This window comes from Psychroserpens sp. NJDZ02, assembly GCF_004843725.1.
Taxonomy (GTDB): domain Bacteria; phylum Bacteroidota; class Bacteroidia; order Flavobacteriales; family Flavobacteriaceae; genus Olleya.
Genome location: NZ_CP039451.1, coordinates 3,540,149 through 3,565,170 on the forward strand (window position 1 = coordinate 3,540,149; position 25,022 = coordinate 3,565,170).

Annotated in this window: 25 protein-coding genes; 4 read left to right on the forward strand and 21 right to left on the reverse strand. The window is 33.2% G+C overall.

From position 1 onward, the window contains the following. Positions 1-27: 27 nt before the first annotated feature. Entirely contained in the window at positions 28-711 is a 684-nt protein-coding gene (locus E9099_RS15645) for a hypothetical protein (RefSeq protein ID WP_136584467.1), read from the reverse strand. An 890-nt stretch (positions 712-1,601) separates the two neighbouring features. After that, on the reverse strand, positions 1,602-1,919 hold the full coding sequence (locus E9099_RS15650; RefSeq protein WP_136584468.1) for a hypothetical protein: 318 nt from the start codon (positions 1,917-1,919) through the stop codon (positions 1,602-1,604). Between the two features lie 575 nt (positions 1,920-2,494). Between E9099_RS15650 and E9099_RS15655 the strand changes: the two genes are divergently transcribed. Both E9099_RS15655 and E9099_RS15660 read left to right on the forward strand, forming a co-directional pair. Continuing rightward, the gene (locus E9099_RS15655; protein WP_136584469.1) at positions 2,495-2,950 is read left to right on the forward strand and encodes a hypothetical protein; all 456 of its coding nucleotides are present in this window, start codon (positions 2,495-2,497) and stop codon (positions 2,948-2,950) included. A gap of 10 nt (positions 2,951-2,960) precedes the next feature. Then, on the forward strand, positions 2,961-3,167 hold the full coding sequence (locus E9099_RS15660; protein ID WP_136584470.1) for a helix-turn-helix transcriptional regulator: 207 nt from the start codon (positions 2,961-2,963) through the stop codon (positions 3,165-3,167). Between the two features lie 44 nt (positions 3,168-3,211). Here E9099_RS15660 and E9099_RS19780 read toward each other — a convergent pair whose 3' ends face one another. The 8 genes from E9099_RS19780 to E9099_RS15700 all read right to left on the reverse strand — a co-directional run bounded on the left by E9099_RS19780 (position 3,212) and on the right by E9099_RS15700 (position 9,497). Beyond that, complete coding sequence (locus E9099_RS19780; RefSeq protein WP_136585200.1) at positions 3,212-3,367, reverse strand: IS3 family transposase; 156 nt, start codon at positions 3,365-3,367, stop codon at positions 3,212-3,214. Between the two features lie 450 nt (positions 3,368-3,817). After that, positions 3,818-4,201 (reverse strand): acyl-CoA thioesterase, encoded by a 384-nt coding sequence (locus E9099_RS15670; protein ID WP_136584471.1) that lies wholly within the window; start codon positions 4,199-4,201, stop codon positions 3,818-3,820. Continuing rightward, entirely contained in the window at positions 4,201-4,767 is a 567-nt protein-coding gene (locus E9099_RS15675; protein WP_136584472.1) for a PAS domain-containing protein, read from the reverse strand. The genes E9099_RS15670 and E9099_RS15675 overlap by 1 nt, the downstream gene beginning before the upstream one ends. Positions 4,768-4,823: 56 nt before the next feature. After that, entirely contained in the window at positions 4,824-4,979 is a 156-nt protein-coding gene (locus E9099_RS19785) for an integrase core domain-containing protein (protein ID WP_136585201.1), read from the reverse strand. A 459-nt stretch (positions 4,980-5,438) separates the two neighbouring features. After that, the gene (locus tag E9099_RS15685) at positions 5,439-6,221 is read right to left on the reverse strand and encodes a hypothetical protein (protein ID WP_136584473.1); all 783 of its coding nucleotides are present in this window, start codon (positions 6,219-6,221) and stop codon (positions 5,439-5,441) included. 761 nt (positions 6,222-6,982) lie between these two features. Next, positions 6,983-8,230 (reverse strand): hypothetical protein, encoded by a 1,248-nt coding sequence (locus E9099_RS15690; RefSeq protein WP_136584474.1) that lies wholly within the window; start codon positions 8,228-8,230, stop codon positions 6,983-6,985. A 44-nt stretch (positions 8,231-8,274) separates the two neighbouring features. Continuing rightward, positions 8,275-9,090 (reverse strand): IS3 family transposase, encoded by an 816-nt coding sequence (locus E9099_RS15695; protein ID WP_240788886.1) that lies wholly within the window; start codon positions 9,088-9,090, stop codon positions 8,275-8,277. A gap of 35 nt (positions 9,091-9,125) precedes the next feature. Further along, positions 9,126-9,497: a transposase gene (locus E9099_RS15700; protein ID WP_100945294.1), complete on the reverse strand. Its 372-nt coding sequence runs from the start codon at positions 9,495-9,497 to the stop codon at positions 9,126-9,128. A 286-nt stretch (positions 9,498-9,783) separates the two neighbouring features. Here E9099_RS15700 and E9099_RS15705 point away from each other — a divergent pair, with 286 nt between their 5' ends. Beyond that, positions 9,784-10,776 carry an IS110 family transposase gene (locus tag E9099_RS15705; RefSeq protein ID WP_136584475.1) on the forward strand — a complete coding sequence of 331 codons (993 nt, stop codon included), beginning with the start codon at positions 9,784-9,786 and terminating at the stop codon, positions 10,774-10,776. Between the two features lie 767 nt (positions 10,777-11,543). Here the strand turns inward: E9099_RS15705 and E9099_RS15710 are convergent. The 10 genes from E9099_RS15710 to E9099_RS15750 form a co-directional block, all read right to left on the reverse strand. Next, positions 11,544-12,086, reverse strand: a complete 543-nt coding sequence (locus tag E9099_RS15710; RefSeq protein ID WP_136584476.1) for a hypothetical protein — start codon at positions 12,084-12,086, stop codon at positions 11,544-11,546. A 682-nt stretch (positions 12,087-12,768) separates the two neighbouring features. Beyond that, positions 12,769-12,945: a hypothetical protein gene (locus E9099_RS19280; protein WP_168800764.1), complete on the reverse strand. Its 177-nt coding sequence runs from the start codon at positions 12,943-12,945 to the stop codon at positions 12,769-12,771. An 87-nt stretch (positions 12,946-13,032) separates the two neighbouring features. Beyond that, positions 13,033-13,608 (reverse strand): type 1 periplasmic binding fold superfamily protein, encoded by a 576-nt coding sequence (locus E9099_RS15715; RefSeq protein ID WP_136584477.1) that lies wholly within the window; start codon positions 13,606-13,608, stop codon positions 13,033-13,035. A 17-nt stretch (positions 13,609-13,625) separates the two neighbouring features. Beyond that, a complete protein-coding gene (locus tag E9099_RS15720; RefSeq protein WP_136584478.1) occupies positions 13,626-16,025 on the reverse strand; it encodes a TonB-dependent receptor in 2,400 nt (799 codons plus the stop codon). Positions 16,026-16,388: 363 nt separating this feature from the next. Beyond that, positions 16,389-16,880: a DUF6787 family protein gene (locus E9099_RS15725; protein ID WP_136584479.1), complete on the reverse strand. Its 492-nt coding sequence runs from the start codon at positions 16,878-16,880 to the stop codon at positions 16,389-16,391. Between the two features lie 36 nt (positions 16,881-16,916). After that, entirely contained in the window at positions 16,917-17,342 is a 426-nt protein-coding gene (locus E9099_RS15730) for a DUF6146 family protein (protein ID WP_136584480.1), read from the reverse strand. 100 nt (positions 17,343-17,442) lie between these two features. Then, a complete protein-coding gene (locus E9099_RS15735; protein ID WP_136584481.1) occupies positions 17,443-18,093 on the reverse strand; it encodes a DUF937 domain-containing protein in 651 nt (216 codons plus the stop codon). Between the two features lie 122 nt (positions 18,094-18,215). Continuing rightward, positions 18,216-19,172 (reverse strand): D-2-hydroxyacid dehydrogenase, encoded by a 957-nt coding sequence (locus E9099_RS15740; RefSeq protein ID WP_136584482.1) that lies wholly within the window; start codon positions 19,170-19,172, stop codon positions 18,216-18,218. A 64-nt stretch (positions 19,173-19,236) separates the two neighbouring features. Continuing rightward, on the reverse strand, positions 19,237-20,298 hold the full coding sequence (gene serC / locus E9099_RS15745) for a 3-phosphoserine/phosphohydroxythreonine transaminase (RefSeq protein ID WP_136584483.1): 1,062 nt from the start codon (positions 20,296-20,298) through the stop codon (positions 19,237-19,239). 104 nt (positions 20,299-20,402) lie between these two features. After that, positions 20,403-21,464, reverse strand: coding sequence for an acyl-CoA reductase (locus E9099_RS15750; RefSeq protein WP_136584484.1), 1,062 nt, complete (start codon positions 21,462-21,464; stop codon positions 20,403-20,405). 77 nt (positions 21,465-21,541) lie between these two features. Here E9099_RS15750 and E9099_RS15755 point away from each other — a divergent pair, with 77 nt between their 5' ends. Then, complete coding sequence (locus E9099_RS15755) at positions 21,542-21,895, forward strand: 4Fe-4S dicluster domain-containing protein (protein WP_101018752.1); 354 nt, start codon at positions 21,542-21,544, stop codon at positions 21,893-21,895. 166 nt (positions 21,896-22,061) lie between these two features. Here E9099_RS15755 and E9099_RS15760 read toward each other — a convergent pair whose 3' ends face one another. Then, positions 22,062-24,974, reverse strand: a complete 2,913-nt coding sequence (locus E9099_RS15760) for a TonB-dependent receptor (protein ID WP_136584485.1) — start codon at positions 24,972-24,974, stop codon at positions 22,062-22,064. Positions 24,975-25,022: the final 48 nt, after the last annotated feature.

The window sequence follows — 25,022 nt, forward strand, 5'->3', positions numbered from 1 at the left end:
GGCAACTGGCTTCGTACGATAAGTTTGTTATTTAGATAACCTATTCTGAATATTTGAAGGATTGTTTTCTAACTTATCTCTTAAATATTGTTGATAAGTATAATCAGGGTCTTTTCTTTTGTTACGCTGAAATGTAAAATCTTCCCAATAACTAAATCCAGGAAGTGCCGGGTACGTTTCTAATATTGGCAATACATTTAATGTTGCGTGAATGCCATAGTGCTGTTTTGAATAAGTTAAATGATATAGAGTGTTTTCTTTAATATTTTCCCATATAAATCCATCAGGGATATTTTTAGTTTTATCTTTCTCACTCTTGAATCCCGTATAGTTTGCACTTCCCAATTTTTCTTTGAGGGTTTTTAGTAATTCTTTACTTTGTTCAGTATCTGAGATTTCTAGTTGGTATCTTGATATAATGCTATCTTTAATATTAAAATATAAAGCAGCTTTGTTTTCATAGTTGGCTTTTGGATTTTCTCCAGAAAAATTTATTTGATTATAAATCAAAATTTTATCTGAACCTGTAGATGTATATTTGTAATTGCCTTCAGCAACTCCAATATCGTATGTTACCATTTTAACATCTTTTGGAATTATGTCCGAAATTTTATCTTGATTCAGGATGATTTTGGCTAAATCAAAGTCAGATTGTGATTTACAACTTTGTAATACAATGCACGCTATTAATATTCCTAATATTTGTTTCATTTTCTTAATTTTATAATTAATCATTCTCTTTTTAGCTTGTTGTTACGCGTTATATAGCAACTAAAGTAGTGAATATCCCCTAAAAATTGCGGGATATCCGCACTTTTTGTTCTTGAGTTGTATTGCTAGTAGTAATAGAGGAGAAAGGACCAACATAGTTGCTTACGTACGTTGGTGTGAGAGGCGCACGCGCACTCTTGCTATTTTAGTCGGAGCCGTCTACTTGATTGGCCCTACGTTTAATATTCATAAAATATAAACTTAAACAACGCATTTGAAACACTTTACTTAACCATGATTCTTTTGAACTGTTTAAGTTATGAAAAATCAGAAATTTTTATAGTGCTTCCAGAAAGAAGAAAAGCCAAATCTAACACTGAACCGTCATGGGATCATTGATGATGTTAGGGCGTTTTTTATTTTATCTTCAAAACAATTGTATATTAACTTGAAGATCTGACCAAATATTGATTTTTATCTACATTCAGATTAGCGAGGCTAATCTAAATGTTTTGCTGTTTTTGTAACCAATCAGCAAAACTTCCAAACAACCTGTTTACGATTTCAAGTGAGAAACTAGGTGACATAGGGCTATCTTTCGTGTTGTACTCATTATCAATTAACCCGTAGACTAAAAATCTAATATATGCTTCGATAACTCCTGTGTCATAATGTCCAATAAAATCTTTTGCTCCCGGTTTTTGATATTCTACAGGTAGTAAACTTAAAACGGCACATGAAATACCTCTGGATAATTTAGCATGATCACCATTTTGTTCTCCAAAAAAACTTTTAAACAGTTCTTCTTCTTTCTTAGTTTCTAATCCCCAACTCCATTCTATTAATGAATTCCCCCATGCGGATATGGTTACTATATCTTTATCCGATAATTATTTTCCTTTATACTCATTAAGTTTTTCAAGAACAATAGATACAACAGTGTAGTCTTCGATGTTATATCTTGAAAAGTAATTAATTGTCTGATATACAGCTTCAAATTTATTGGCGTCGCTTAGTCTCTCTAGAGCCTTTGCGTAATTATTTAATGCTACGCATCTAAGTTCGTACTCTTCTTCGTAATCATCCTGTTTCTCAATCTCCTTCTCAATTTCTATTAATGATTTTTGATTAGAACCTTCCTTTTTAACTCCAAAGAACTCTAAAAACACTGTTATAGCTTCTTTATCGGCATCACTTTTGTTAGTCATACTTTATCTTTTTAATTATGTTTATGGTACTAGGTTAGCACCGAACAAAATTACAAAATAGAAGTTATTGTTTTTGAGAAAAGCAGTCCAACTATTAGTACAAAAGGCTAACTGTTTTATGTATGCTTAGTTGCGACGTTAAAGGAGCGAATTAATTAGATACAAACCAATGTTGAAATCCGCTAGAGTAGGAGTTTTAGGGGTTTGCTTGCGTTTGGATTTGCTGAAAAAATTATTAGTCAGCCACAACAGTTGCTTATTTTTTTGGTCAGAAATCGGTTGAGTAAGAAATTCTTTTTTGCACTTAGTTTTGCCGCAAAACTTATAAGTTCACCGTAATATTTGCGTTTTTATTTGGTCAGATATCCATAAGAGTAAGCTTGTATTGCTAGTAGCAATAGAGACGAAAGGACCAACGTAGTTACGCACGTGCGGTGGTGTGAGAGGCGCACTCCAGCTATTTTAGTCGGAGCCGTCTACTCGATTGGCAGTGGTATTTGTTTGATAATATGTAATGTTTATTTGTCTTTTAGTATTGTTTGTTTTACATTTGTTTGAAATTAAATCATAATATTATGAAAGTAAATTACTTATTTCCAAATAAATTCAAAATTATCGGTTGGTTTATTCTTATTCCATCCGCAATTATTGGTTTGGTAACACTTATCTATGAATATGAACCAAGTTTTTTAGATTTCAACGTTCCTGCTATTTTTATCGATGACTTTTTTACGGATAAAAAACTATTGGGAATGGTTAAAAATAATTTACTGAATGAAATTTTCGGTATTTTAATTATTGTCAGTTCTTTATTTGTTGCTTTTTCTAAAGAAAAATCAGAAGATGAATATATATCAAAAATCAGATTAGAGTCATTGGTTTGGGCTGTTTATGTAAACTATGGAATTCTTTTGTTTTCGTTTTTTTTTATTTTCGATTTTTCCTTTTTATGGGTTATGATATTTAATATGTTCACGGTCTTGCTATTTTTCATAATTAGATTTAACAGGCAAATTTCTAAACTTAAATAATCAGCTAATTATGAAGAATAGTATTAAAGTCGAAAGAGCAAAAAAGAATATTACTCAAGCTGATTTAGCTAAACTGGCAAAAGTTAGTAGGCAAACAATCAATGCTATGGAATTAGGGAAATATGTTCCGTCGACAGTTTTAGCTTTAAGATTAGCTCAAATTTTCGAAGTTGAAATTAGCGAAATCTTTACTTTGGAAGATTCAGATTGGGTTTAGGTCATATGTCTTGTCCTGAAATATGGCTACAGGTTAAAATTGAATTAAGCTGATAATTTATATACCATATTAGGTGTTTTATAATCTAAAGATAAATGTAATCTTACGTCGTTGTATAAATTAATTGCATTTTTTGCAGCGCTCTTTTTGTGGTTCACGTTATCAAAGGTTTGGTCGCGATAAAATTCATCTTTTAAAATACCGTTTACTCATTCTGCTATGGCATTTTTGTAACAAGTATTTTGTTCGGAAAAAGGAGACGACCAATTAGCAAAAAAGGAAGCTATATGAAAGGAAAACGACAAAGCAGATAGCCTCTGTTTTTGGTACACTAACCCAGTTTTTAGGCATGGAAAAAGTGAATACCCTGGGCGTTAAACAAGCTAATAAGTGTATGCATCTATCTGCAACAGCCTATAATCTTAAAAAGTATTTAAAATATATGAAAAACTTACCAGAGAGTATAGCAGAACTACTTGCTTTTATTATAAGCACCAAAAACCACCTAATAAGCCTTCGAATGGTATGTTTTAAGCCACTTGCATTTTAGAGAAAATATGACGTATTAAAATTAAAAACAGCTTAAAATCAAAGATTTTAAGCTGTTTTTATGCTTTTTTAAGGGGTTGTGCAACGGTTGCTGGTGTTGGCTACAGTATTTTTACTGGTTTCTTATTTTCGTCAATCGCAACAAACGTAAATTCTCCCGATACTGCTTTTTCTCGGAAATCTGTGTACATTTCCTCAACGAAAATATCTACTCTCACTTTTAAACTCGTATTTCCTAAGTGGGTAACATATCCATCAAGTTCCACTATGGTTCCTGCTGGAATAGGCTTTTTAAAGTCAATTTTATCACTACTAACAGTTACCATTTGTTGTCGACTAAACCTTGTTGCTGTTATAAAAGCCGTTTCGTCCATTAATTGCATTGCTGTTCCTCCGAAAAGGGTGTCGTAATGATTAGTTGTATTAGGAAAAACCGTTTTAAAGATTTTCGTCCTTGACTTTTTTATTTTTTGCTCTATGTCCATTAAACTACTTGTTTTTCTAATGCTATAAAATGCGTTGTTTCTTTGTAGTAAAGAGGTATAATTTTTACTTCACATTTGTACATTGATTTGTCTTTTCGGTGATTGATTATTACTTCCTTGAACGGTTTGTCAAGTTCAATTTTAGACTTAATACTTGCTTTGGTTCTTAATGAAGTTTTCTCGCCTTGTAAAAATCTTGGTGTTTTGTTTAAAGCAAATGATTTTGAATAACCAGTCATTGAAGTGAAGCCATCATTTACCCAAATTATTTTCTGGTTTTTATCAGTAATAATCAAGGCTTCGTAATCATTTTCAGAAAAAGCAATTTCAAGGTCATTTTGCCAATTAAATTGAATTGCAAAAGAAAGAACTTTTTCCAATTCAATTCTCTTTCTGGCTTCAGTCATTCTTTTATGATAACCATCCATATAAATATCCCAACTCAATAATGGCATCGGTTTTGATTTTCGAGTACCAATTTTGTGTTTGATTTTGTCGTATTCCTCATTGGTCAGACTTGATAAATAAATGTCCAAAGAGTTCATTTCAGCAAGGTCATATTTCATAATATCGTTTTTTTTAAATGTCTTGTCCTGAAATATGGCTACAGGTTAAAATTGAATTAAGCTGATAATTTATATACCATATAAGGAGTTTTATAATCTAAAGATAAATGTAATCTTACTTCGTTGTATAAATTAATTGCATTTTTTGCAGCGCTCTTTGCGTGTCTCACGTTATCAAAGGTTTGGTCGTGATAAAATTCATATTTAAATATACCGTTTACTCATTCTGCCATGGCATTTTCGTAACAAGTATTTTGTTCGGAAAAAGGAAACGACCAATTAGCAAAAAAGGAAGCTATATAAAAGGAAAACGACAAAGTACGTTAGCCCCTGTTTTGGTGCACTAACTCAGTTTTTAGGCATGGGAAAAGTGAATACCCTTGGGATTAAACAAGCTAATAAGTGTATGCATCTATCCGCAACAGCCTATAATCTTAAAAAGTATTTAAAATATATGAAAAACTTACCAGAGAGTATAGCAGAACTACTTGCTTTTATTATAAGCACCAAAAACCACCTAATAAGCGTTCAAATACTATGTTTTAAGCCACTTGCATTTTAGAGAAAATATGGCGTATTAAAATTAAAAACAGCTTAAAATCAAAGATTTTAAGCTGTTTTTATGCTTTTTTAAGGGGTTGTGCAACGGTTACTGGTGTTGGCTACAGTATTTATTCAGATTCTTTTTTGTAATAATCTTTAAATATTAATTCAGAAGTTTCATCTGCTAAATTCGTGTTGTTTTTTTGCGATGATATTATTTTAATCCTATTATCAATTAAAATCGCTTTAGTAATTCTGTTGACTATTTCCTTTTCAGGTTGTTCGATAAAAGTGACTTCGATTAAATTCGGAAGGTCTTTTTCCTTTTCAGTTAGTGTTTCATCTGCTGATATAAATCCAAACCTTTTTTCTCCATTCTCTAAATAGTATAAAAAGCGAATAGAGGCTAGCTTATTAATATTCGGAATTTCTTCAAAGGGAATTTTTAAGCTGAAATCATTTTCTAACGTCATTTCATATTCCTCAAAGTCCCAATCAGAATCCAAGTCATAAACAAAAGCGAGATTTATATTCTTGCTAGTCAATTCAGAACCTTTATCCGTTTTAAATTCCAATTGATAGAATTTATTTTTGTCGCTAGTTGAAAAACTAAATTCAGAATCACTTGCTATTATCTCATATTTATCATAGAAAAAAATTGTGTCGTTTTTCCTTTCCCAAGTTCCATTATATTCTCTCCAAGTTAAACAGCTTGAAGGAACTGGATAGCTCCAAAATTCAAATTCAGTTTTTGATGTCAATGAAATTTGACTTATTCGATTATCAACAACCAATGGATTATTAGAATTGCCTTTAACTTTTTCATAATTTACGTAAGAAATCGGTGTTTTCTGTCCAAATATAGACTGTCCAATAAGTAGTGAAATTAATATGGCAAAGGTGTTTTTCATAATTGTTGGCAACGTTTATGTATAAGAATAGTTGCGGGTTTGTATGCGAGGATTTTCCGAAGGAAAATCAGACGTTACAAACAAGCAACGACCTTTGATTAAGCACTAAGCCGCAATTAATTTTATACGGTGTGTGTGCCCAGCATGGGCATCTTTTAATTTACCTAAAGGTAAATAATTAATCTAGAGGGTGCAAGTCCCTTATGCGCAGGAGTAACGTTCTGAAGCATTAGTAAGTCGCAAGGGTGAAAACCGTGAGGTTTTATCTGAAGGCTATTTGTGATTGATTAATAAGCAAATACCACTACAAAACTCGGTACTGACGAACAGAAATCGTATACAGAGGCATAGTTATTCGGGTAAGCAAGCACATCATTGTAACGCCCAAACAGTAACAAAAGGGTAATTATGTAGATACGGCAGTGATTGAGTGAAAGAGGATGCCATTACCTGGGGAGGTCTCCAAAGTTACGAGTTGACTATATGGAGAAGTCAGCAGAGGTCATAGTACTTACAGGAAACGAGTTGAGGCAATACCTCAGAAGGTCTCACAAGTAAGGAAGGGCTGAACGTAATTCTCTTCAAAATTCGCATAGGAGCACTAGTGGTAGCCTATGCCTAAATTAGAAGATAGTGCCAAGGGTGAAAAGAGCTTTGGCGTGATGATTTACGAACCGCCGTATACGAGACCCGTATGTACGGTGGTGTGAGAGGCGCACTCCGGCTATTTTAGTCGGAGCCGTCTACTCGATTGGCAATAGTTATTTTATAATTTCTAATTTCAAATGACTTGGTTGTCTTGTGTACCATCTTATCGCTTGTGAACTGGCTTCTTTCATAAAATCATTCAATTCTGTGTATTCTGAAGATTGAACTTCTTCTCCTGTCAAATTGAAATTTGATTTAGCGTGAACAACTTTATTTCTTGTTTTGTAAATAATTTTTCCAGCAATATTACAGGCTGTTGTTATTTTTTGCTTGTCCGTTGTATAATCTAAATCTTTGGATTGAATATTTGACTTAATTTTTTTCTTAAGAGATTCAGGAAGTTTTGAAAACAAGCCAACAAAATCAAAACAGGTATTGAAAGAAGCTTTTATTAAATCTTCATCATTATATCTGTCACGCATTGAATGAGCCAATGTGAAAATTGAACGAATATAATCTCCATCTTCAAATGAACTTTTAGGTGCATCTAATTTTTTTCGCATCAGTTCATTTGCCTCAATATTAACTGCGATTGGTGAAAAATGTTCGAGAACTTTATAAAAATTCAAAAATTTAAGTTCTGGGTCTTTAATTTGTATTGCCGAAACAAAGAACTCCATTCCGATATTATATGGTTCCAATTCTCGCAAATCAGCCACATCTGCTTCTGCAATTTCTCCAGTTATGTCGTATAAATCATAAATTGGATTTCTAATTTCGGAAAACGTAACTGCAATATTTACTGTGTCGGCAACTTCAAAAATATAAGAGTTAATTAATTTCAGTTCTTCTTCTTTACTTAAAATATCATTTTCAGTTTCATAGTCAATTTCTATTGACATATATGGGGAAACAGTTCCCCAATCATCTTTTTCGTATTCTCCCAATTTTGTAGCTGCGAGTCCAACTATAATAGATTCGTGAATTAAACTTATTGTAACTCCTTTTGTGTTGGTGTATAAAGAATGTAACGATAAAATATGTTCATCTGTAAATTCATTAGCGCTTACTATATAATACCTTGTTAATTTGGTTTTAATATAACTGCTATCAACTACTTCTATGGTTTTAATTTCTTCGATTAAATCAATAAATTCATCAACCTCGATAAAAGTATAATCTCCTTCTCCTGGAAAATAAATTTCAAGTCCTTCAATATCTTCTTCTTCCTCAACAATTTCTTTTATTCGTTCATCAGAATATATCAGCTCTTCATTGTCATCAGCTATTTCTGGACAAAAGTCAAAAATGGCTTTAATTCCTTCATTAACTTTTTCTAACTGTTCTTTGTTTAGTGTCATTTTTAATGTCTTGTCCTGAAATATGGCTACAGGTTAAAATTGAATTAAGCTGATAATTTATATACCATATTAGGTGTTTTATAATCTAAAGATAAATGTAATCTAACTTCGTTGTATAAATTAATTGCATTTTTTGCAGCTCTCTTTGCGTGACTCACGTTATCAAAGGTTTGGTCGAGATAAAATTCATCTTTTAAAATTCCATTTACGCGTTCTGCCATTGCGTTTTCGTAACAATGATTTTCTTCTGTCATACTAATATCTATTTTTTTTCTTTTGAGTATTTGTGTATAAACATTGCTACAATACTGTATTCCTCTGTCTGAATGATGTATTAATTCTTTGATATTTTTAGCTTGATAAATAGCCTTATTAAGCGCTCTCACACATCCTTTGAGTTCCAAGCTATCACTAATATCATAACCAACTATTTTCCTTGAATGCATATCTGTTATTAAAGCCAGGTAGCAAAAGCCCTTTATGGTTCTAATGTATGTGATATCAGATACCCAAACTTGGTTAGCTCTAGTAACTTCTAAGTCTTTAATGATGTTATTATATTTGTAAAAACGATGATAAGAGTTTGTAGTTCTAGCACTGGTTTTCCTTCTAAGTGTCAGCATTTGATGTTTTCTAAGCACATTAAATAAAGTATCTCTACCAACTTTAATCTTGGCTTTATTAAAATCGGCCTTTAATGATTTTACAAGTTTTCTCACGCCTTCTCTAGGAAGGGATTTGCGTCTTTTTCTAACGATATTAATAATCTGTAGTTCTAGGTTTAAACGCTTATCAGCTCTGTTTTTATGCTTGTAATAAGCATTGCGTTTAAGTCCAAAACAATGGGTTATAGTTGTCAAAGAAGCAAATCCCTTAGATTTCTCTTTGGCTTTTATTAAGGCTTTATACTTAACTTTTTTTTTAGTTCAGCAATAGATTTATAACCTAAATCTTCAGCAGCTACTTCTAGATAGGATTCTTCTACCATAGCATCGAGATCCTTTTTAAGTAGTAACTTTTTAAGCTGTTCAATTTCTTTTTGAAGTGCTTTAATTCTAGATATTTCGTCTTTTGTTTCCACTTTTACTCTGGTGTTCATTAAGTCTTTACGATTGTACTTTTTAATCCACACGTTCACAGTTGTAGGTGCAATAGAGTAGAGTTTACAAAGTTCACTCTTTGTGTGTTTTCCGATTGTAAGTTCGGCTAAAATTTTTAACTTAAAAGGTTCGCTGTAACGTCTAATTACTTTGTCATTTCTATACATAATGTTTAAAATTATGTAGCCTTATTTCAGGACGGGTCATAATTATTGCCAACGTTGTTCTTTACTTTATACTCATTACAAAAGTAGTTATTACTTTTACTAGGAAACAAGAGGAGAACTAGAACGTTGTTTAGAATAATAGTTCCACTATACGTATAAGTCCTCTTGTCTTTCTTAGGTTGCTTTAGGACCATTTGGAATACCAGGAATCACTTCCTAATAAAGGTGATAGTCATAGCAACATTTATTAATCATTCCTCTTTGAGTAGGAACAATATTTAAAAATATGAAAAAATATGTAGATGTTATCGGTATTGATGTATCTAAATTAACAATTGATGCACATATTTATAATAGAGGCGTTCACCGTGTGTTTTCCAATACTTCAAAAGGTTACAAAGCCCTATTATCTTGGGTCGAAAAGCACCTTGGTAAAGACCTCTGTTTTTTCTGTTTTGAGAATACAGGTCATTACTCTACAAATCTTAGTGTTTATTTATCAGAAAACAACATAGATTATGTAGAAGAAAGTCCTTTGACCATTAAACGATCTTCTGGAATTGTTAGAGGAAAAATAGATCAGCTTGATTCCGCAATGATTGCGAGATATGCATGGCTTTACAAAGAAGAGTTGACTCTAAGTAGTCCAAAAGCGCAAGATATTCAAGAGTTAGGACGTTTGTTATCCTTTAGAGAACAGTTAGTACGAGACCGTACAGGTAAGATGAGTAGTCTTAAAGAAATGCAGACCTTGCTTAGTAGTCCATCGACTGATGATTGTTGTATAATTGTCAAAAAGATGATTCATTATCTAACAAAACAAATTACAACACTTGAGCAAAGTATTAAAAAACTAATACGAAGTGATGAGTTATTGGAAAAGAATTATCAACTTTTAAATACCTTAAAAGGGGTTGGTCTAATATTATCTTGTCAATTGTTATACCACACGAACAATTTTAAGCGATTTGATAGTTGGCGTCAGTTTTCAAGTTATTGTGGTGTAGCTCCTTTTGAGCACAGTTCAGGAACCAGTATTTACCGGAAAAACAGAATTCATAAGATAGGAGACCGGAAAATGAAAACACTCTTAACACTTGCCAGTGTTAGCGCAATACAGTGCGATAAAGAATTAAAACAGTATTACGAGAAAAAAGTTGCAGAAGGTAAACCAAAACTGGTAGCTTTAAATAATGTTAGAAATAAGATTTTGTCAAGAGCTTTCGCAGTGGTAAAAAGAGGAACACCTTATGTCGAATTACAAAAATTTGCAGCATAGTAAAAAGGTCTTTAAATAATTAGGTTTTGACCTTGGAATACGTATATGGTTTGTTGCGTGTTTCAAGCAACCAATTTAGTAAATAATTACGGACAAAGAAAGTCCGCGAGGACTTTCGTAAGTGGGCGAGAAGCCAGCAATAAATTATATACGTTGTGTGTGCCCAGCATGGGCATCTTTTAATTTACGGAAAGGTAAATAATTAATCTAGAGGGTGCAAGTCCCTTATGCGCAGGAGTAACGTCTTGAAGCATTAGTAAGTCGCAAGGGTGGTAATCGCGAGGTTACATCTGAAGGAAGCGAGACTACAAAACTCGGTACTGACGAACAGAAATCGTATACAGAGGCATAGTTATTCGGGTAAGCAAGCACATCATTGTAACGCCCAAACAGTAACAAAAGGGTAATTATGTAGATACGGCAGTGATTGAGTGAAAGAGGATGCCATTACCTGGGGAGGTCTCCAAAGTTACGAGTTGACTATATGGAGAAGTCAGCAGAGGTCATAGTACTTACAGGAAACGAGTTGAGGCAATACCTCAGAAGGTCTCACAAGTAAGGAAGGGCTGAACGTAATTCTCTTCAAAATTCGCATAGGAGCACTAGTGGTAGCCTATGCCTAAATTAGAAGATAGTGCCAAGGGTGAAAAGAGCTTTGGCGTGATGATTTACGAACCGCCGTATACGAGACCCGTATGTACGGTGGTGTGAGAGGCGCACTCCGGCTATTTTAGTCGGAGCCGTCTACTCGATTGCCCACAGTTGTTTTAAAGGGATAAATAATTATTAAAAATTCTTTCCATGTCTTCATTATATTCATTCATTGTAGCTATAAATTTATTACCATTAGTATTTGAGGTAATTATGTCATCATCTAAAATGCTATTCCATATCAGATCACTGTAAATTGAGGTTTGAAGAACATTACAGAAATCTTTATATTCTGAAGAGATGTATTTAACCTCTAACATTATTTTCTTATATACTTTTTTACCTAATCCTAAATTTCTAAAAATCAAATCAACACCGTTTCCAGGGTTGTGAATTCTATTGTTATCGTTTTTATATATTTGAATTTGAATTTTTAAGCCATCATAATTTTTTTTAATGTCGCCATAAACCTCATAACTATATAGGTTTTGTATTTCCTCTATATCTTCAATTTCCTCTAATTCATTTAAGTCAATATTTTTTTCTAAAATTGAAGATAAATTGTTGTATATCAATAGAATATTTTCTGGAAAGATAATTTCGTATGTATCGTAAGAATCTGTTTCATTTTTTTTTAAAGAGAGTTCGTCATATTTCAAATTTTTCAGCAAATTAAGAAGTGTACTTTTTGAACTTTTGATTTGGTTTAAAACTTCTTTAACTTTTTTTGCATTTTGGATTCTTACATTTGGCATATTTAATAATTTGAAAATATTTTTGTTAAGTTGTTTGGATACAGCATTCTTGGATTCAGTTTTTCTATTGTGGGCAACTCGTTATATGGAAACTTTTGTTGCGGATATCCCCTAAATATTGCGGGATATCCGCACTTTTTGTTCCTGATTGTGGTTGTGAAAGGCGAAGCTACAATTTAAAAAATTGTCTCACAATACGTAGAACTACGTATATTTTTTCACGTTAAACTTGATCAAAAGTATAGTAACTATTTATAGTTGTTTTACGGAAAACCTCAATTTTGGTAAATATTTTCAAAATGCTTGAGCAACGATTTCTTTTTAATCGTTTGTAAAAGATAGCCAAAACTAACTGTGAGATTCTGTACTTGTTTTTTTGTAATTAAGAATAGATGATGTATCAATTGTGGTGCGTGCTGATAATCTAATGGTTGTTATTGTTGATAAGCTTAAATTACACGCGTTTTAGTTTAAGAAGTGATATGTGTTTAACCTTTGTATGGTAATGGGCTTAAAATAGGTTGTAATACAGCGTATATAAAAAGGGAGTGTTTACTAACAAAGCGATAGGTTGCTTGTTTTTTGACTACGGTGTTTGTGCTGTGTTTTTATTTAGTTTGTCAATGGCTAATGCTTTTTTATAAAATGCTCTAAAATCGTTTTGATTATATTTTACTTGCATGGGAGATAACACATCATATAATCCTAAACGACACCAGTCCCAAAGCACAGTGTCAAAATTATAGGTGTATATAAGTATCAAGATTGTAAAGTATCCTACTGTTTTTTAATATAGACATAAAAAAAAGCATCCTTAATGGATGCTTTTTACTAAAAATAAATGTGTCGTTTATTGTATTTCAATAGGGAAAATAGCTATAACATCCGTTGCACCACCAGCATTAGTAATATCTCCACCGGCTACACCATCGGCAGATTTACTTGGTTCGTGACGTAAAATAATTGTCAAATCTCCTTCTGTATCTGCATCAACTGTAGTTAAAGTAAATGCTAAACCTAATGGGTCGCCATTACCATCAACATCTAAATAAGTAAATGTCGCCATATCATTTGATGTACTGTAAAAAAATTGATGATCGTTACTTTCTTCTTCAATTTCTTCATTAATCAATTCTGCAGGAGATACTGTTTCATTTAATAATACTAAAGTACCATTATAGGTTGTATTTAGGGCCAATGGAGACGATATATCATAAACAGGTGCGTCAGGTCCATCACCATCTAAATCACGGTACTCAAGGGTAATAGCTTCACTGCCTCCAACAGGTGTAAGTGTAGCGGTTAATGTTGTAATAACTTCTTCTTCATTGACAGGTTCTGGGTTTGTAGAATCGTCATCGTTAGAACATGCTGTAAATACGACTAAAGCTAATAGTGCTAGAGATAATTGTTTTAAGTTTTTCATTTTTTTAAAGTTTTGAGTTAATAATTTAATTTTAATTGTAACATTATATTTCTTCCTAGATCATCAGCAAAATAACGTAATCTATTCAGGTTTTCTCGGTAATTGGTATTCAATACATTTGTAATATTTAATCCAATATTTAAATTAGTTTTTTTAGAAATATCTAAGGTAATATTACTTTGTAAATGCAATAAATGATAGGTGGGAGGCGTCGTACTAACGTCAACCAAGACCATTTGTTGCGTTGTTGGAATGTATACTTCAAAATTATTATTGGGATAGTCATTTTGTCTAAAGACTAACTCACTTTGTAATTCTGTTTTAAGTTTTAACCATTTTGGGTTAGAGTAACCAATACTATTTACTGTTTTTAAAGACGGCATATCAATTAATGCCCGGTCTTGACTAATATCTTTTCCTTTTGTAATAGACGATTTGTGTTTTAAAAACCATTGGTCATTAAAATTATAATTAACAGTAATATCTAATCCGTAAATCGCGGCATTGGTTTGATTGTAACTCCACACAGGAAACGCGCCACGTATGGATGTTTCTGTCCCAGTGGGTTCGATAAAAATGTAATCTTTGATGTGATTATAAAATGCTTCAAAGTTTAAAGATAAATCGTTTTTAGTATAGTTATAAGTACCAGAAACACGATTAGAGGTTTCCTGCTTTAAACGTAAATCCCCCAATTCTATTCTAGCTGCCGAGTGGTGTAAACCGTCACTAAACAATTCGGACGGGTTAGGGGCACGATTAGATAGTCCATAATTAAATATAAAGCTATTATGCGTATCTAATTGGTACGACATACCTGCCGAAGCGGATATATTAGAATACTCAAAAACAGGATTGGTTAATAGTTGCGTGCCTAAATCGTCAATGACTAAATCGGCAAAGTCGGTATCATAATTACGCTCGTTCCAACGACTAGTTATATAAAATTTTTTGGCATCAATTTTATTATAATCGTAACGTAGACCAAAATCCATATGGATGCTGTTGTTTAATCTAATATTAGAAATTACAAAGGCACCTAAATCATACTTGTCATAATCAGGTATTAAACGTCTAACACCAGTTTCTGGATCTGCAAAATTATTTTGATAACCAGCATTTACTCCAAAATTGTATGTTATGTTACTGTTTGAGTCTAATTTAACGGACGTTTTTAAAGTATGCGTTTTTAAAGTTAAATCTATTGCAGGGGTATCTCTATCATCACCAACACGAATATCATATTCCAAACGATGATTATTCTGATAATCATATTGCAGGTCTACACGTCCAAATGTTTTGAAACGTTTATAAAATTCGGTTTTAAAAACTTGATGTGTCACGTCTTGTTTAGGGGCGTTAATATCGTAGCTAAAATCTTCAATCACGGAAGGTTGTTGGTTGTTAATCGCATTAACTAAATCTTCGATGTTTCCAATGTGTGAGGCTCTTAAAATGGCGATCTCATTATCCAAATGGCTATAATAGACATTAAAGCCTTTCTCGAAGGTTTTAAAACCACCATTAACAGAAAACCCTTTGGTATTTAAACCTGTATTGGTCAAATTGTAATCTGGTGTTTCAAAATCTCCAAAACGTTTTATAGAGGCTTGGGCCCCCACATACCATCCTTTTTTGTAGGTTTTAGTTAGTGACGTATTGGCGTTGTAACCTCTACCATTGGTTTGACCACTTAGTATGGTTTTTCCGTAAAGCGAATCTTTTAAACTAATTTTTGAAGGCTTTAATATTATCACACCACCAATGGCATCTCCACCATAAGCTAAGGCATTAGCGCCTTTAATAACATTAATGCTTCCTGCTGTATTTAAATCGATATTTGGTGCATGTTCAATTCCCCATTGCTGGTCTTGAAGTCTCACACCATTAGTCATCACAATTATCCGACTACTATGTAAACCATTAATTACAGGCTTGACTATGCTATTACCGGTGTTGATAGAGGATACACCACTAATTTGCTTTAAAGCATCTCCTAAATTAAGGGAGCTAAAACGATCAATGGTTTCGGTTTTTAGGACAGATTCTTGAGTAGTTTTAGTTAATTTAGAACTTGATACGCCCGTAACTTGGACCTCGTTTAGCTCTTCAATATGGTGTTCTAAATTAATGTCCACAAACGTATTGCCTTCAATGGTAACAGGTACTGTTTTTGTTTCGCATGCTAAATGAGAAACCACAATAACTATTGGAGCATTGCAAAGCGCAGTAACAGAAAATTGTCCATTAACATCAGTAGTGGTATACTTGTTTAGACTTTCAATAAAAATGGTGGCATTTATAATAGGTGAACCATCATGAAAATCAAGCACTTTTCCCGAAAGGGTAGCACTACAATCTTGACCTTGTGACCAACTGAATATACAGCAGCACAAAATCATCATATAATATTTCATTGTAATAGAATTTAGTTTAAATAATTACTTATTTTAAACTAAAACAGGAGGCCCCCGAAGCGTATACGATAATTGCTGATGATTATAGTTGAAGTTATATAATGTCGTATTAATATTAGAGAAGTTGGGCGTACTATTTATAAGGGAAACTTCAAATGTAGGATAGTACTGTGTATTGAGTTTAAATTTGAAAAATTCGCATTCTAAATCTATTTGGTGCATATGATTAGTTGAATAATCAGTACACACCTCGTGCTTATGATTTTCAAAAACATGCGTAAACTTAACAGCAGACGGTAACATCACAGCTAATAGAAGGACTATTGCTGCAATTTTAAACGCGATGTGCTGTTGTTGTTTCAATTAATCTACAAATTTACCTAAACCAAAACGTCTGATCATTTTCTTCTCAAATTCCCAAAAGAATCTGTGCTGACCAGAAAGCCAACCAAAACAAACTAACATTATTTGATAAAAGATTATGCCAATGATAACGTATAAAGTCCAATAGACAAAAACATTTAAGTTTTCTTTAGTAATTCCAAGCCAATAAATTATTGGTCTTCCAATAAATACAGAAGAACTTCCGGTAACCGCAAACACCATAAAAATGCGAATCATTTCCCATTTATAATCGACTTTCCATTTATTTTCTAGTTTTTTAAATAGAAATAAAAAGAGTTTTAATAGGGCATAGGTTATTAGTAGTGCTAAAACAACGGTCAATATTAGATTATTGTTAAACAGTAGTTTAGCCAGTTTAAAGCTAGAGTATGCTAATCCTAAAAGCCCAAGAATAGGGAATAGGAGTTGCCAATTTTGTTGGATCTCCCAACGTGTTTTAAATTTTTCCATTGCAATTTTTGTCGAAGCAAAGGTATAGAAATGCCTTTAATTAGGAGGTATACGACCACCTAAAAGATTTTGGTTATATCTATTTTGAAAATACACAAAGTAGTTATATAATTGGTAATTAACATCATAACCATAATCTAAGTTAGCGCTATAATCAATCTGCATTTCGTATAAGTTAGCCTTAAAACGTTGTGGTTGTAGGACGCGACTATTCCAAGTGGTAACATAAAACATATTTTTGTTTTCTAAATACTGCTGAGAATAAAAACCTTTAGGTTTTGCCCGACTGACTAACCAAGTATTAAAACCGGGTTCTATGATAAGTATTTCGTAATCGTCGCTATTAACGCTAATGGTATCGCCAACTTGAGCGTTAGTTAGGTCTTTGCTAGTTATTTTTTTACTAGTGGCACAACTAAACGCTATTAAAAGTAGAGCCACAATTACAACTAAGTGTTTCATAACGTTTTGTTTTTACTAAAAATACAACATATTTTGTGTTTTATAAAACAAAAAAAAGCCAAACTTATGTTTGGCTTTTTTATATTATAAGGGTATTGGATTATTTTCCAAAAAGTCCACCAAGTAAACTTCCTAATCCACCACTTTTATTACTTGATCCTCCAAGTACCATTCCTGCAACATCATCAATGATGCTACCGTCACCGTCACTATCTAGCATTTTTTCAAGAAAACTTTGCTCTTGTGTCACTGCACCTTCAGAACTAGCACCACCAAGTAAACCACTAAGTAAACCACTGATTCCGCTTGAAGATGTCACGTTGTTTTGTGACGCTTGTTTACCTAAAACACCCATTAATAAAGGTGCTGCTACTTTTAGTATGTTTGCTACAGATCCTGTGTCTAATCCAGATTTTGCTCCTAAAACTTTAGTGACATTGTCTTTTTTAGCCCCTAAAACGTGACCTAATATTTTATCTCCATCGTTTGATACTTCTTCGTTAACGCCACCTCCAAAAAGGTCTCCTAAGTTATCTAAAATACCTCCGTTATGCTTGCCTTGTATTGCACCCATTAATCCCTCAGCACCTTCTGGTGTTGAAGCATTGCGTTCCATTGCTTTCATAAGCACTGGTAAAGCCATGGTTAATAAGCTTCCTGTTTTAGCCTCGTCGGTACCCGTTGATCCTGATACACCGCTAATGATTGATTTCCCTAAATCAGAGTTTAATAAGTCGAAAATTCCTGCCATTTGAATAAAAAAATTAATAGTTAGTAATAATTATACTTCTAAATTACAAAAAAAAGCCACATTTTAACAATGTGGCTTTTTAAAAATTTTACACTTTAAGAATAATAGACGAATTGTGCTATTTATCCGTTTAAAAGTATATTTTTGATTTGTGTTGCTAATTCTGTACCAATACGATCTTGTGCTTCGTTAGTGGCAGCACCAATATGTGGTGTTAACGAAATTCTACCATTCATTAATAACTGTACTGCTGGCGTTGGTTCGTTTTGGAAGGTATCTAAACCAGCAAATGCTAATTTACCGCTTTCTAATGCCGTCACTAAGTCTACTTCATTAACCACACCACCTCTGGCAGCATTAATAATAGCAGACCCGTCTTTCATTAAATCAAATTGTGCTTTACCAATAACGTAGTCTTTTTGAGCAGGCACGTGTAGCGTTACAAAATCCGATTGCTTTAAAACGTCATCCATAGCTTCTGTTTTAATATTGAATTTTACGGATTGTCCATCAAAAAAGTCAACACTAACGTCGGCTGCGTCAATAAATTTATCTGCAGCAATAACTTTCATTCCTACACCTAAACCAATTTTAGCGACTTCTTGACCAATACGACCAAATCCGATAACACCAAGTGTTTTTCCTCTTAACTCAACACCTTTAGCATAATTTTTCTTCAATTTTTTAAATTGAGAATCCCCATCTAATGGCATAGCTCTGTTAGCATCGTGTAAAAATCTGACACCACCATAAAGATGCGCAAATACAAGTTCTGCTACAGATTGCGATGACGCAGCTGGTGTATTAATAACGTGTAGCCCTTTTTCTTTAGCATAGGTTACATCTATATTATCCATACCAACACCACCACGACCGATGATTTTTAAGTTTGGACAGGCATCAATTAAGTCTTTTCTTGCTGTTGTAGCACTTCTAACTAATAGGACACTAATATTGTTTTCGTTGATATAATTTATCAATTGTTCTTGAGCAACGGTTGTTGTGTTTACTTCAAAACCCGCTGCTTCTAATGCATCAATTCCACTTTGTGATACACCATCGTTTGCTAATACTTTCATTTGATTAATTTTTTATTTTTAATTTGAGTAAGTACAGCCACTAGGACTGCTTATCGCAAACCGTTTAAGCTTTACTTTCTAATTCATTCATAACTTCTACAAGTACTTTAACGCTATCTAGTGATAAGGCGTTATACATACTTGCTCTATAACCTCCAACACTTCTATGACCATTTAAACCGTTAATTCCGGCTTCTTTCCACATGGTGTCAAACGTTTCTTTTAAATCATCGTTTATTAAGGTAAACGTCGCATTCATATCAGAACGGTCTTCTTTTGCAGCAAACCCTTTAAATAATGGGTTTAAATCAATTTCAGAATACATTAAACGTGCTTTTTTGTCGTTTTCCTTTTCAATTGCTTTAATACCGCCTAAGTCTTTTAACCATTGTAACGTTAACATGGACGTGTATACCGCAAATACAGGAGGTGTATTAAACATACTACCTTTGTCAATGTGTACTTTGTAGTCTAGCATTGATGGGATTTGACGAGATACTTTTCCTAAAATATCTTCTTTAACAACGATAAGCGTTGTACCAGCTGGACCCATATTTTTCTGAGCACCTGCATAAATTAAATCGAATTGAGAAAAGTCTAATGAGCGTGAAAAAATATCACTACTCATATCACATATTAATGGGATTGGAGATTTTGGAAAACTCTTCATTTGTGTTCCAAAAATAGTGTTGTTAGAAGTACAGTGGAAATAATCATAATCTTTAGGGATATCATATCCTTTTGGAATATAATTATAGTTTTTGTCTTTAGAAGACGCCACTTCTAAAATATCACCATAAATCTTAGCTTCTTTGATTGCCTTGTCTGCCCAGGTTCCTGTATTTAAATAGGCTGCTTTGTTTTCTAAAAGATTTTGAGCTGCCATTAAAAACTGCATACTTGCACCACCTTGTAAAAATAAAGCTTTGTAGCCTTTACCTTCTAGGCCTAACAATTCTAAAGCTAAAGATCTAGCTTGCTCCATAACGTCCACAAAGGACTTACTTCTATGCGAAATCTCGATTAATGATAATCCGTTATCAAAATCAAGTAAAGCTTCTGATGCTTTTTGTAATACTTCTTTAGGTAAAACGCATGGTCCTGCGCTAAAATTGTGTTTTTGCATGAGTACAAATTTTATTTTCTGTTAGAACAGAAATTATATTTTTTCAGTTAACAAAGGTGCTAATTATTGATTTAAAATAAGTTAAGAATATAATAATTTATTAACTAGATTGCTAACAAAAATGCAATAGTATCGACATTGTCCGCATAGTCTGAAAGTTCTGGTTTTTGTGTTTTTCCAAACGGAATTTCGGTGTCATTAAAACCATCCGCTACGATACATTGTATTAAGTCTTGATCAGTATCTATTTTTTGTTTTAGACTCTCTGTAGAATCGTAATACTCGTAAAACACTGTAGCAATAGGTGAGGCGTAGCTTTGATCTTCTTTAATCATTAAGAATCCATTTTCTAGCATGTCAAATTCACTCATTATATATACCGCTTTATTATAATCGTAATTATTAGCATATTTAGAGTCGTTAATAATAGGATTCCATTTATACATCGCTGCAAAGAAGGCATCAAAATTATAGTCTTTTGGTATAAAAAACTTGGATACATTTCTGCAACCTAAACCGTAGTATCTAAAAATGTCCTCCGATAGCGCTTCTAGTTGCTCGTTAGTTTCATTTCCGGTTAATACGGCAGCCGAATTTCTACTTTTTCTAATAATAGACGGTTTATTTTTAAAATAGAATTCAAAATAACGGGCTGTATTATTACTACCTGTAGCGATAACCGCGTCAAACTGTTCTAGTTTGTCTTCCGTAAATTTTATTTGTCCTTTTAAATCAGGTAAAACATGTTCTAAGTATTTTGCTAAAAAGGGTAGGAGATGCTTGTCATTGGAGGATTGTTTAGCTAAAACATGATGTCCTGTGGCTAAAACACACAAAAAGTCATGAAACCCGACCAATGGTATATTACCTGCCATAATAATGGCAACCGTTTTGGGTTGCACTTGCGATATAGTATAAGCGCTTAACCAGTCTTTAATATGCTTTTCTGACAATTGAGAACTCCAACCGTCTAAAGCAAACAAGATGTTTTCTTGCGTAAACCATCCGTTATGTTCTTTAGCTAACTTAATTTGATGTTTAAATCCATCGAAAAATAAATCGTTGTGGGGGACGTTTTCTTTTTTTTCTATGCCTTTTGAAGAAAATTGGCTAATAAAATGGCCTAATTGTATAAAAGCTTCAGTAATGTGATCTTTGTTACTCATTATTATTTGTATAACACCTTTTTTGGCTTTATTTTTGTATCGCAAAGTTAAGTAAACAAAAAAGATTAAAAAACGCTATGGCAATTATTATAACAGACGAATGTATTAACTGTGGAGCTTGTGAACCTGAATGCCCAAATACGGCAATTTATGAAGGTGCTGACGATTGGAGATACAAAGATGGAACTAGCTTAAATGGTAATTTAGTTTTAACTGATGGAAAAGAAGTCGATGCAGACGAAGCACAAGAGCCTATAAGTGACGAGATTTATTATATTGTACCAGATAAGTGTACAGAGTGTGTTGGTTTTCATGAAGAGCCGCAATGTGCTGCAGTATGTCCTGTAGATTGTTGTGTGCCTGATGACGAGCATGTAGAAAGTAAAGACACCTTATTAGGAAAGCAAAAATTTATGCATCCTGATGGATAATTAATTTATTATAAAGTAAAAAAAACTCAAGTTAACGCTTGAGTTTTTTTTATTTTTAATAGATTAGATTAGGAGTGATTTATTAAAAAGGGCATATCCTTATATTAAAGACAAAAAAAATGCCGCTCGATTTGAGCAGCATTTTTAAAATATAATATTTAATTACTTAGAATTTATAATTTACTGATAAGTTAAACATTGTTCCTAGTTGACTAAAATGGAACCCATCATAAGTCATTTGAGAGTAACGTTGGTTAAATGTAATTAAGTTAGATTGGTTTTGAGTTGCTGCAGCATCTGCAAGGATAGCATCTCCAGCAGCATTTTCTGCTTTAAACTCCCATTCAGGTAATACATTTAAAAGGTTATTGACATTTAAAGAAAGCGTTAACTTTTCTGAAGCATTAAAGTTAATCCCTAAATCGGTAACAATTTTAGGAATAAACTCTGTACGTAAATCAGTGCTCAATCCTTGTTGCTTGAAGGTTGTTTTACCAAAATAAGTGTTATTTAAAGAAAATCCGAATTTTCCAATATCATAATTAGCACCTAAAATCCATTTAGTTTCTGGTCTAGAAGTAAAAAATAAGGCTTCTTGTGTAGCGTTAATTACAGATTGTCCGGAATTAGCAACTAAGGCAATGTCCTTCACAGCGCCATCTCTTTCGTTTGTAATGGTATAGTTACCTGATAAGTTAATATCTAAATCACCTTCACCGATTCCAATATTTTTCTGACTTAAAACGATGTCAATACCTGAAGTTTTAGTGTCTATAGCATTAGAAAAGAAACTAACATCACTTAAGTTGTTGTTTCTTAAGATGTCATCTAAAGCAGTTGTACCAATGTTATTTCCGTTAGCATCAAAAGCTGTTCCTGTAATTTCAGAACCTAAAACAATTCTGTCTTGTACATTAATACTATAGTAATCGACAGTAAATGTTAAGTTGTTGGCTAGTTTACCACCAAACCCAATAGTAAAGTTATTAGAGGTTTCAGCATCTAATTCTGGAATACCTAATAACTTGGCTTGTGTTGATACGTTGTTTATTAAACCTCCAACTTGAATCCCTTGTCCAGCGACAAAACTATATTGTGCTTTTTGAGTATAGATTTGATGTAATGTAGGAGCTCTAAATCCTGAAGATATTGAGGCTCTAGCGGTTAAGTTGTCTGTGATTTTATAACGAGTACTAAATTTGTACACAAAAGTGTTTCCAAAATCAGAATAATTTTCTGTCCTAACGGTACCACTTAATAAAAAGGCATCAGATACATCATAATCTAAAGAGAAATAAGCACCAATATTGTAGCGGTTAAATTTACCGGAGTTCTCAGGACTATTTCCTGAAAAAGAATCTGCACCACCACCATCATAAGACGCTAATTCGCCTTCGATGACTTCAAAAGTTTCATTTCTAAATTCAGCACCAAAACCAACACTTACTTGGTCAGATAATACTCTTGAAATATCAATATTACCGACGTTATGTGTGAATTTTGTTCCTCCTGGATTAAATGATTGTTGACTGTTTTCTCTATATAATTCTGTAGGTTCAAATCCTTCTCCTGGGTCAACTTGACCATTCCCATTAGCATCATCAAAAGTTGGTACAAAAACAACATTCCTGTTATGAGATTGACTAACCGTATACGTTTGCGTGTTTCCACCTGTTGTGTAACTTAAGTCAACATTCCATTCGTTTATTTTTGTTTTAACACCTACGGTACCATTGTAATCGTTTAATAAACCTTCAAAAGTAGGAGTGTAACCATCGTATCCTCCAGCAGTATTAGGGTTGTCTCCAGGGAAAAAATCAGCTAAATAAGGGTCAGCTTCAACAGATCTCCAGTACGGTGTTCTATTGTTTGCAAAACTATTTACTTTTTTATAGACATAGGCTGCGTTAAAGTATAGTTCGGTATTATCTGCAACATCAAAACCTCCATTGATCAAGAATTTTGAAGCAGCATTTTCAGGAGAACCATTGACGTTATCTGCATCGGGATTACGACTCAAATATTCGTTAATTTGAGCTGCTCCAGCAGCGTTATCTGCGGTAATGGAAGCTGCAGTAGCACCGTTAACGTAATTATCAGGATCAGTAGGGTCTACAAAAATAAAATCGGCATATTCACCTCCTTCTAATGGTTCTCCATTTACCCCAAGATTAGAGGTTCCTCCATCAACAGTTCCAGGTCTATTTGCTAAATTAGTTTTAGAAAAGTCTATTGTGTAGTTGATAAATCCTTTATCATCTCCTACGGTTGTTCCATTATTTACAGAAATACCAACCATTTCGCCATCACCTTCACTAGTAATACCAGATCTTAATGTAGCAGACCCAAAGTTTGTATTATCTTTTAGTATGATATTCATTACTCCAGCAATCGCATCAGATCCGTATTGTGCAGAAGCGCCATCACGCAAAATTTCGACACGTTTAATAGCGTCGGTAGGTATTGCTGAGATATCTGCACCGGTTTCTCCACGACCTGGAGAGGTTTGTGTGTATAATAAAGCACTTAAGTTTTTACGTTTTCCATTAATTAATATCAATGTTCTACTTGGTCCCATATTTCTAATTTCATAAGGGTCTAATAAAGAAGTGGCATCATTAACAGGGGTTTGTACTGTATTAAAAGAAGGGATTCTGTACTGTAATGCCTTGTCAAATGTAGGTTGGCCGGTAGAGGTTAATTCTTTTATGCCGACAACATCAATAGGTAGTGCACTATTAACATTACTTCTAGGAGCGGTTCTTGATCCGACTAATACGACTTCGTCTAAAGTTTCGCCACTAGCCATAATAATGTTTATGTCTGTTTGACCATTAACAATTACTTCCTGGGTATCGTAACCTACATAGCTAAATACAAGTGTAGCACCATCGGCAACATCTAACGAATATCTTCCGTCAAAATCAGTAGTTGTTCCATTACTGGTGCCTTTTTCGATAACATTTACAGTAGGGATACCAAAGTCGTCATCGCCGGTAACAGTTCCGGTGACATAGGTTTGGGCGTTTGCAAAAGCTACTGAGAGAAGTAGCAAAAACAATAGTTTTAGTTTTTTCATTTTTATAGGTTTTAATTAATTAGACACTAAAATATGTTAAAATTTTAA

What these genes read in the sequence shown, in the direction of transcription:
- E9099_RS15645 (WP_136584467.1), bottom strand. Translation starts at nt 711, where the DNA reads ATGAAACAAATATTAGGAATATTAATAGCGTGCATTGTATTACAAAGT.
- E9099_RS15650 (WP_136584468.1), bottom strand. Translation starts at nt 1,919, where the DNA reads ATGACTAACAAAAGTGATGCCGATAAAGAAGCTATAACAGTGTTTTTA.
- E9099_RS15655 (WP_136584469.1), top strand. Translation starts at nt 2,495, where the DNA reads ATGAAAGTAAATTACTTATTTCCAAATAAATTCAAAATTATCGGTTGG.
- E9099_RS15660 (WP_136584470.1), top strand. Translation starts at nt 2,961, where the DNA reads ATGAAGAATAGTATTAAAGTCGAAAGAGCAAAAAAGAATATTACTCAA.
- E9099_RS15670 (WP_136584471.1), bottom strand. Translation starts at nt 4,201, where the DNA reads ATGGACATAGAGCAAAAAATAAAAAAGTCAAGGACGAAAATCTTTAAA.
- E9099_RS15675 (WP_136584472.1), bottom strand. Translation starts at nt 4,767, where the DNA reads ATGAAATATGACCTTGCTGAAATGAACTCTTTGGACATTTATTTATCA.
- E9099_RS15685 (WP_136584473.1), bottom strand. Translation starts at nt 6,221, where the DNA reads ATGAAAAACACCTTTGCCATATTAATTTCACTACTTATTGGACAGTCT.
- E9099_RS15690 (WP_136584474.1), bottom strand. Translation starts at nt 8,230, where the DNA reads ATGACACTAAACAAAGAACAGTTAGAAAAAGTTAATGAAGGAATTAAA.
- E9099_RS15700 (WP_100945294.1), bottom strand. Translation starts at nt 9,497, where the DNA reads ATGTATAGAAATGACAAAGTAATTAGACGTTACAGCGAACCTTTTAAG.
- E9099_RS15705 (WP_136584475.1), top strand. Translation starts at nt 9,784, where the DNA reads ATGAAAAAATATGTAGATGTTATCGGTATTGATGTATCTAAATTAACA.
- E9099_RS15715 (WP_136584477.1), bottom strand. Translation starts at nt 13,608, where the DNA reads ATGAAAAACTTAAAACAATTATCTCTAGCACTATTAGCTTTAGTCGTA.
- E9099_RS15720 (WP_136584478.1), bottom strand. Translation starts at nt 16,025, where the DNA reads ATGAAATATTATATGATGATTTTGTGCTGCTGTATATTCAGTTGGTCA.
- E9099_RS15725 (WP_136584479.1), bottom strand. Translation starts at nt 16,880, where the DNA reads ATGGAAAAATTTAAAACACGTTGGGAGATCCAACAAAATTGGCAACTC.
- E9099_RS15730 (WP_136584480.1), bottom strand. Translation starts at nt 17,342, where the DNA reads ATGAAACACTTAGTTGTAATTGTGGCTCTACTTTTAATAGCGTTTAGT.
- E9099_RS15735 (WP_136584481.1), bottom strand. Translation starts at nt 18,093, where the DNA reads ATGGCAGGAATTTTCGACTTATTAAACTCTGATTTAGGGAAATCAATC.
- E9099_RS15740 (WP_136584482.1), bottom strand. Translation starts at nt 19,172, where the DNA reads ATGAAAGTATTAGCAAACGATGGTGTATCACAAAGTGGAATTGATGCA.
- serC (WP_136584483.1), bottom strand. Translation starts at nt 20,298, where the DNA reads ATGCAAAAACACAATTTTAGCGCAGGACCATGCGTTTTACCTAAAGAA.
- E9099_RS15750 (WP_136584484.1), bottom strand. Translation starts at nt 21,464, where the DNA reads ATGAGTAACAAAGATCACATTACTGAAGCTTTTATACAATTAGGCCAT.
- E9099_RS15755 (WP_101018752.1), top strand. Translation starts at nt 21,542, where the DNA reads ATGGCAATTATTATAACAGACGAATGTATTAACTGTGGAGCTTGTGAA.
- E9099_RS15760 (WP_136584485.1), bottom strand. Translation starts at nt 24,974, where the DNA reads ATGAAAAAACTAAAACTATTGTTTTTGCTACTTCTCTCAGTAGCTTTT.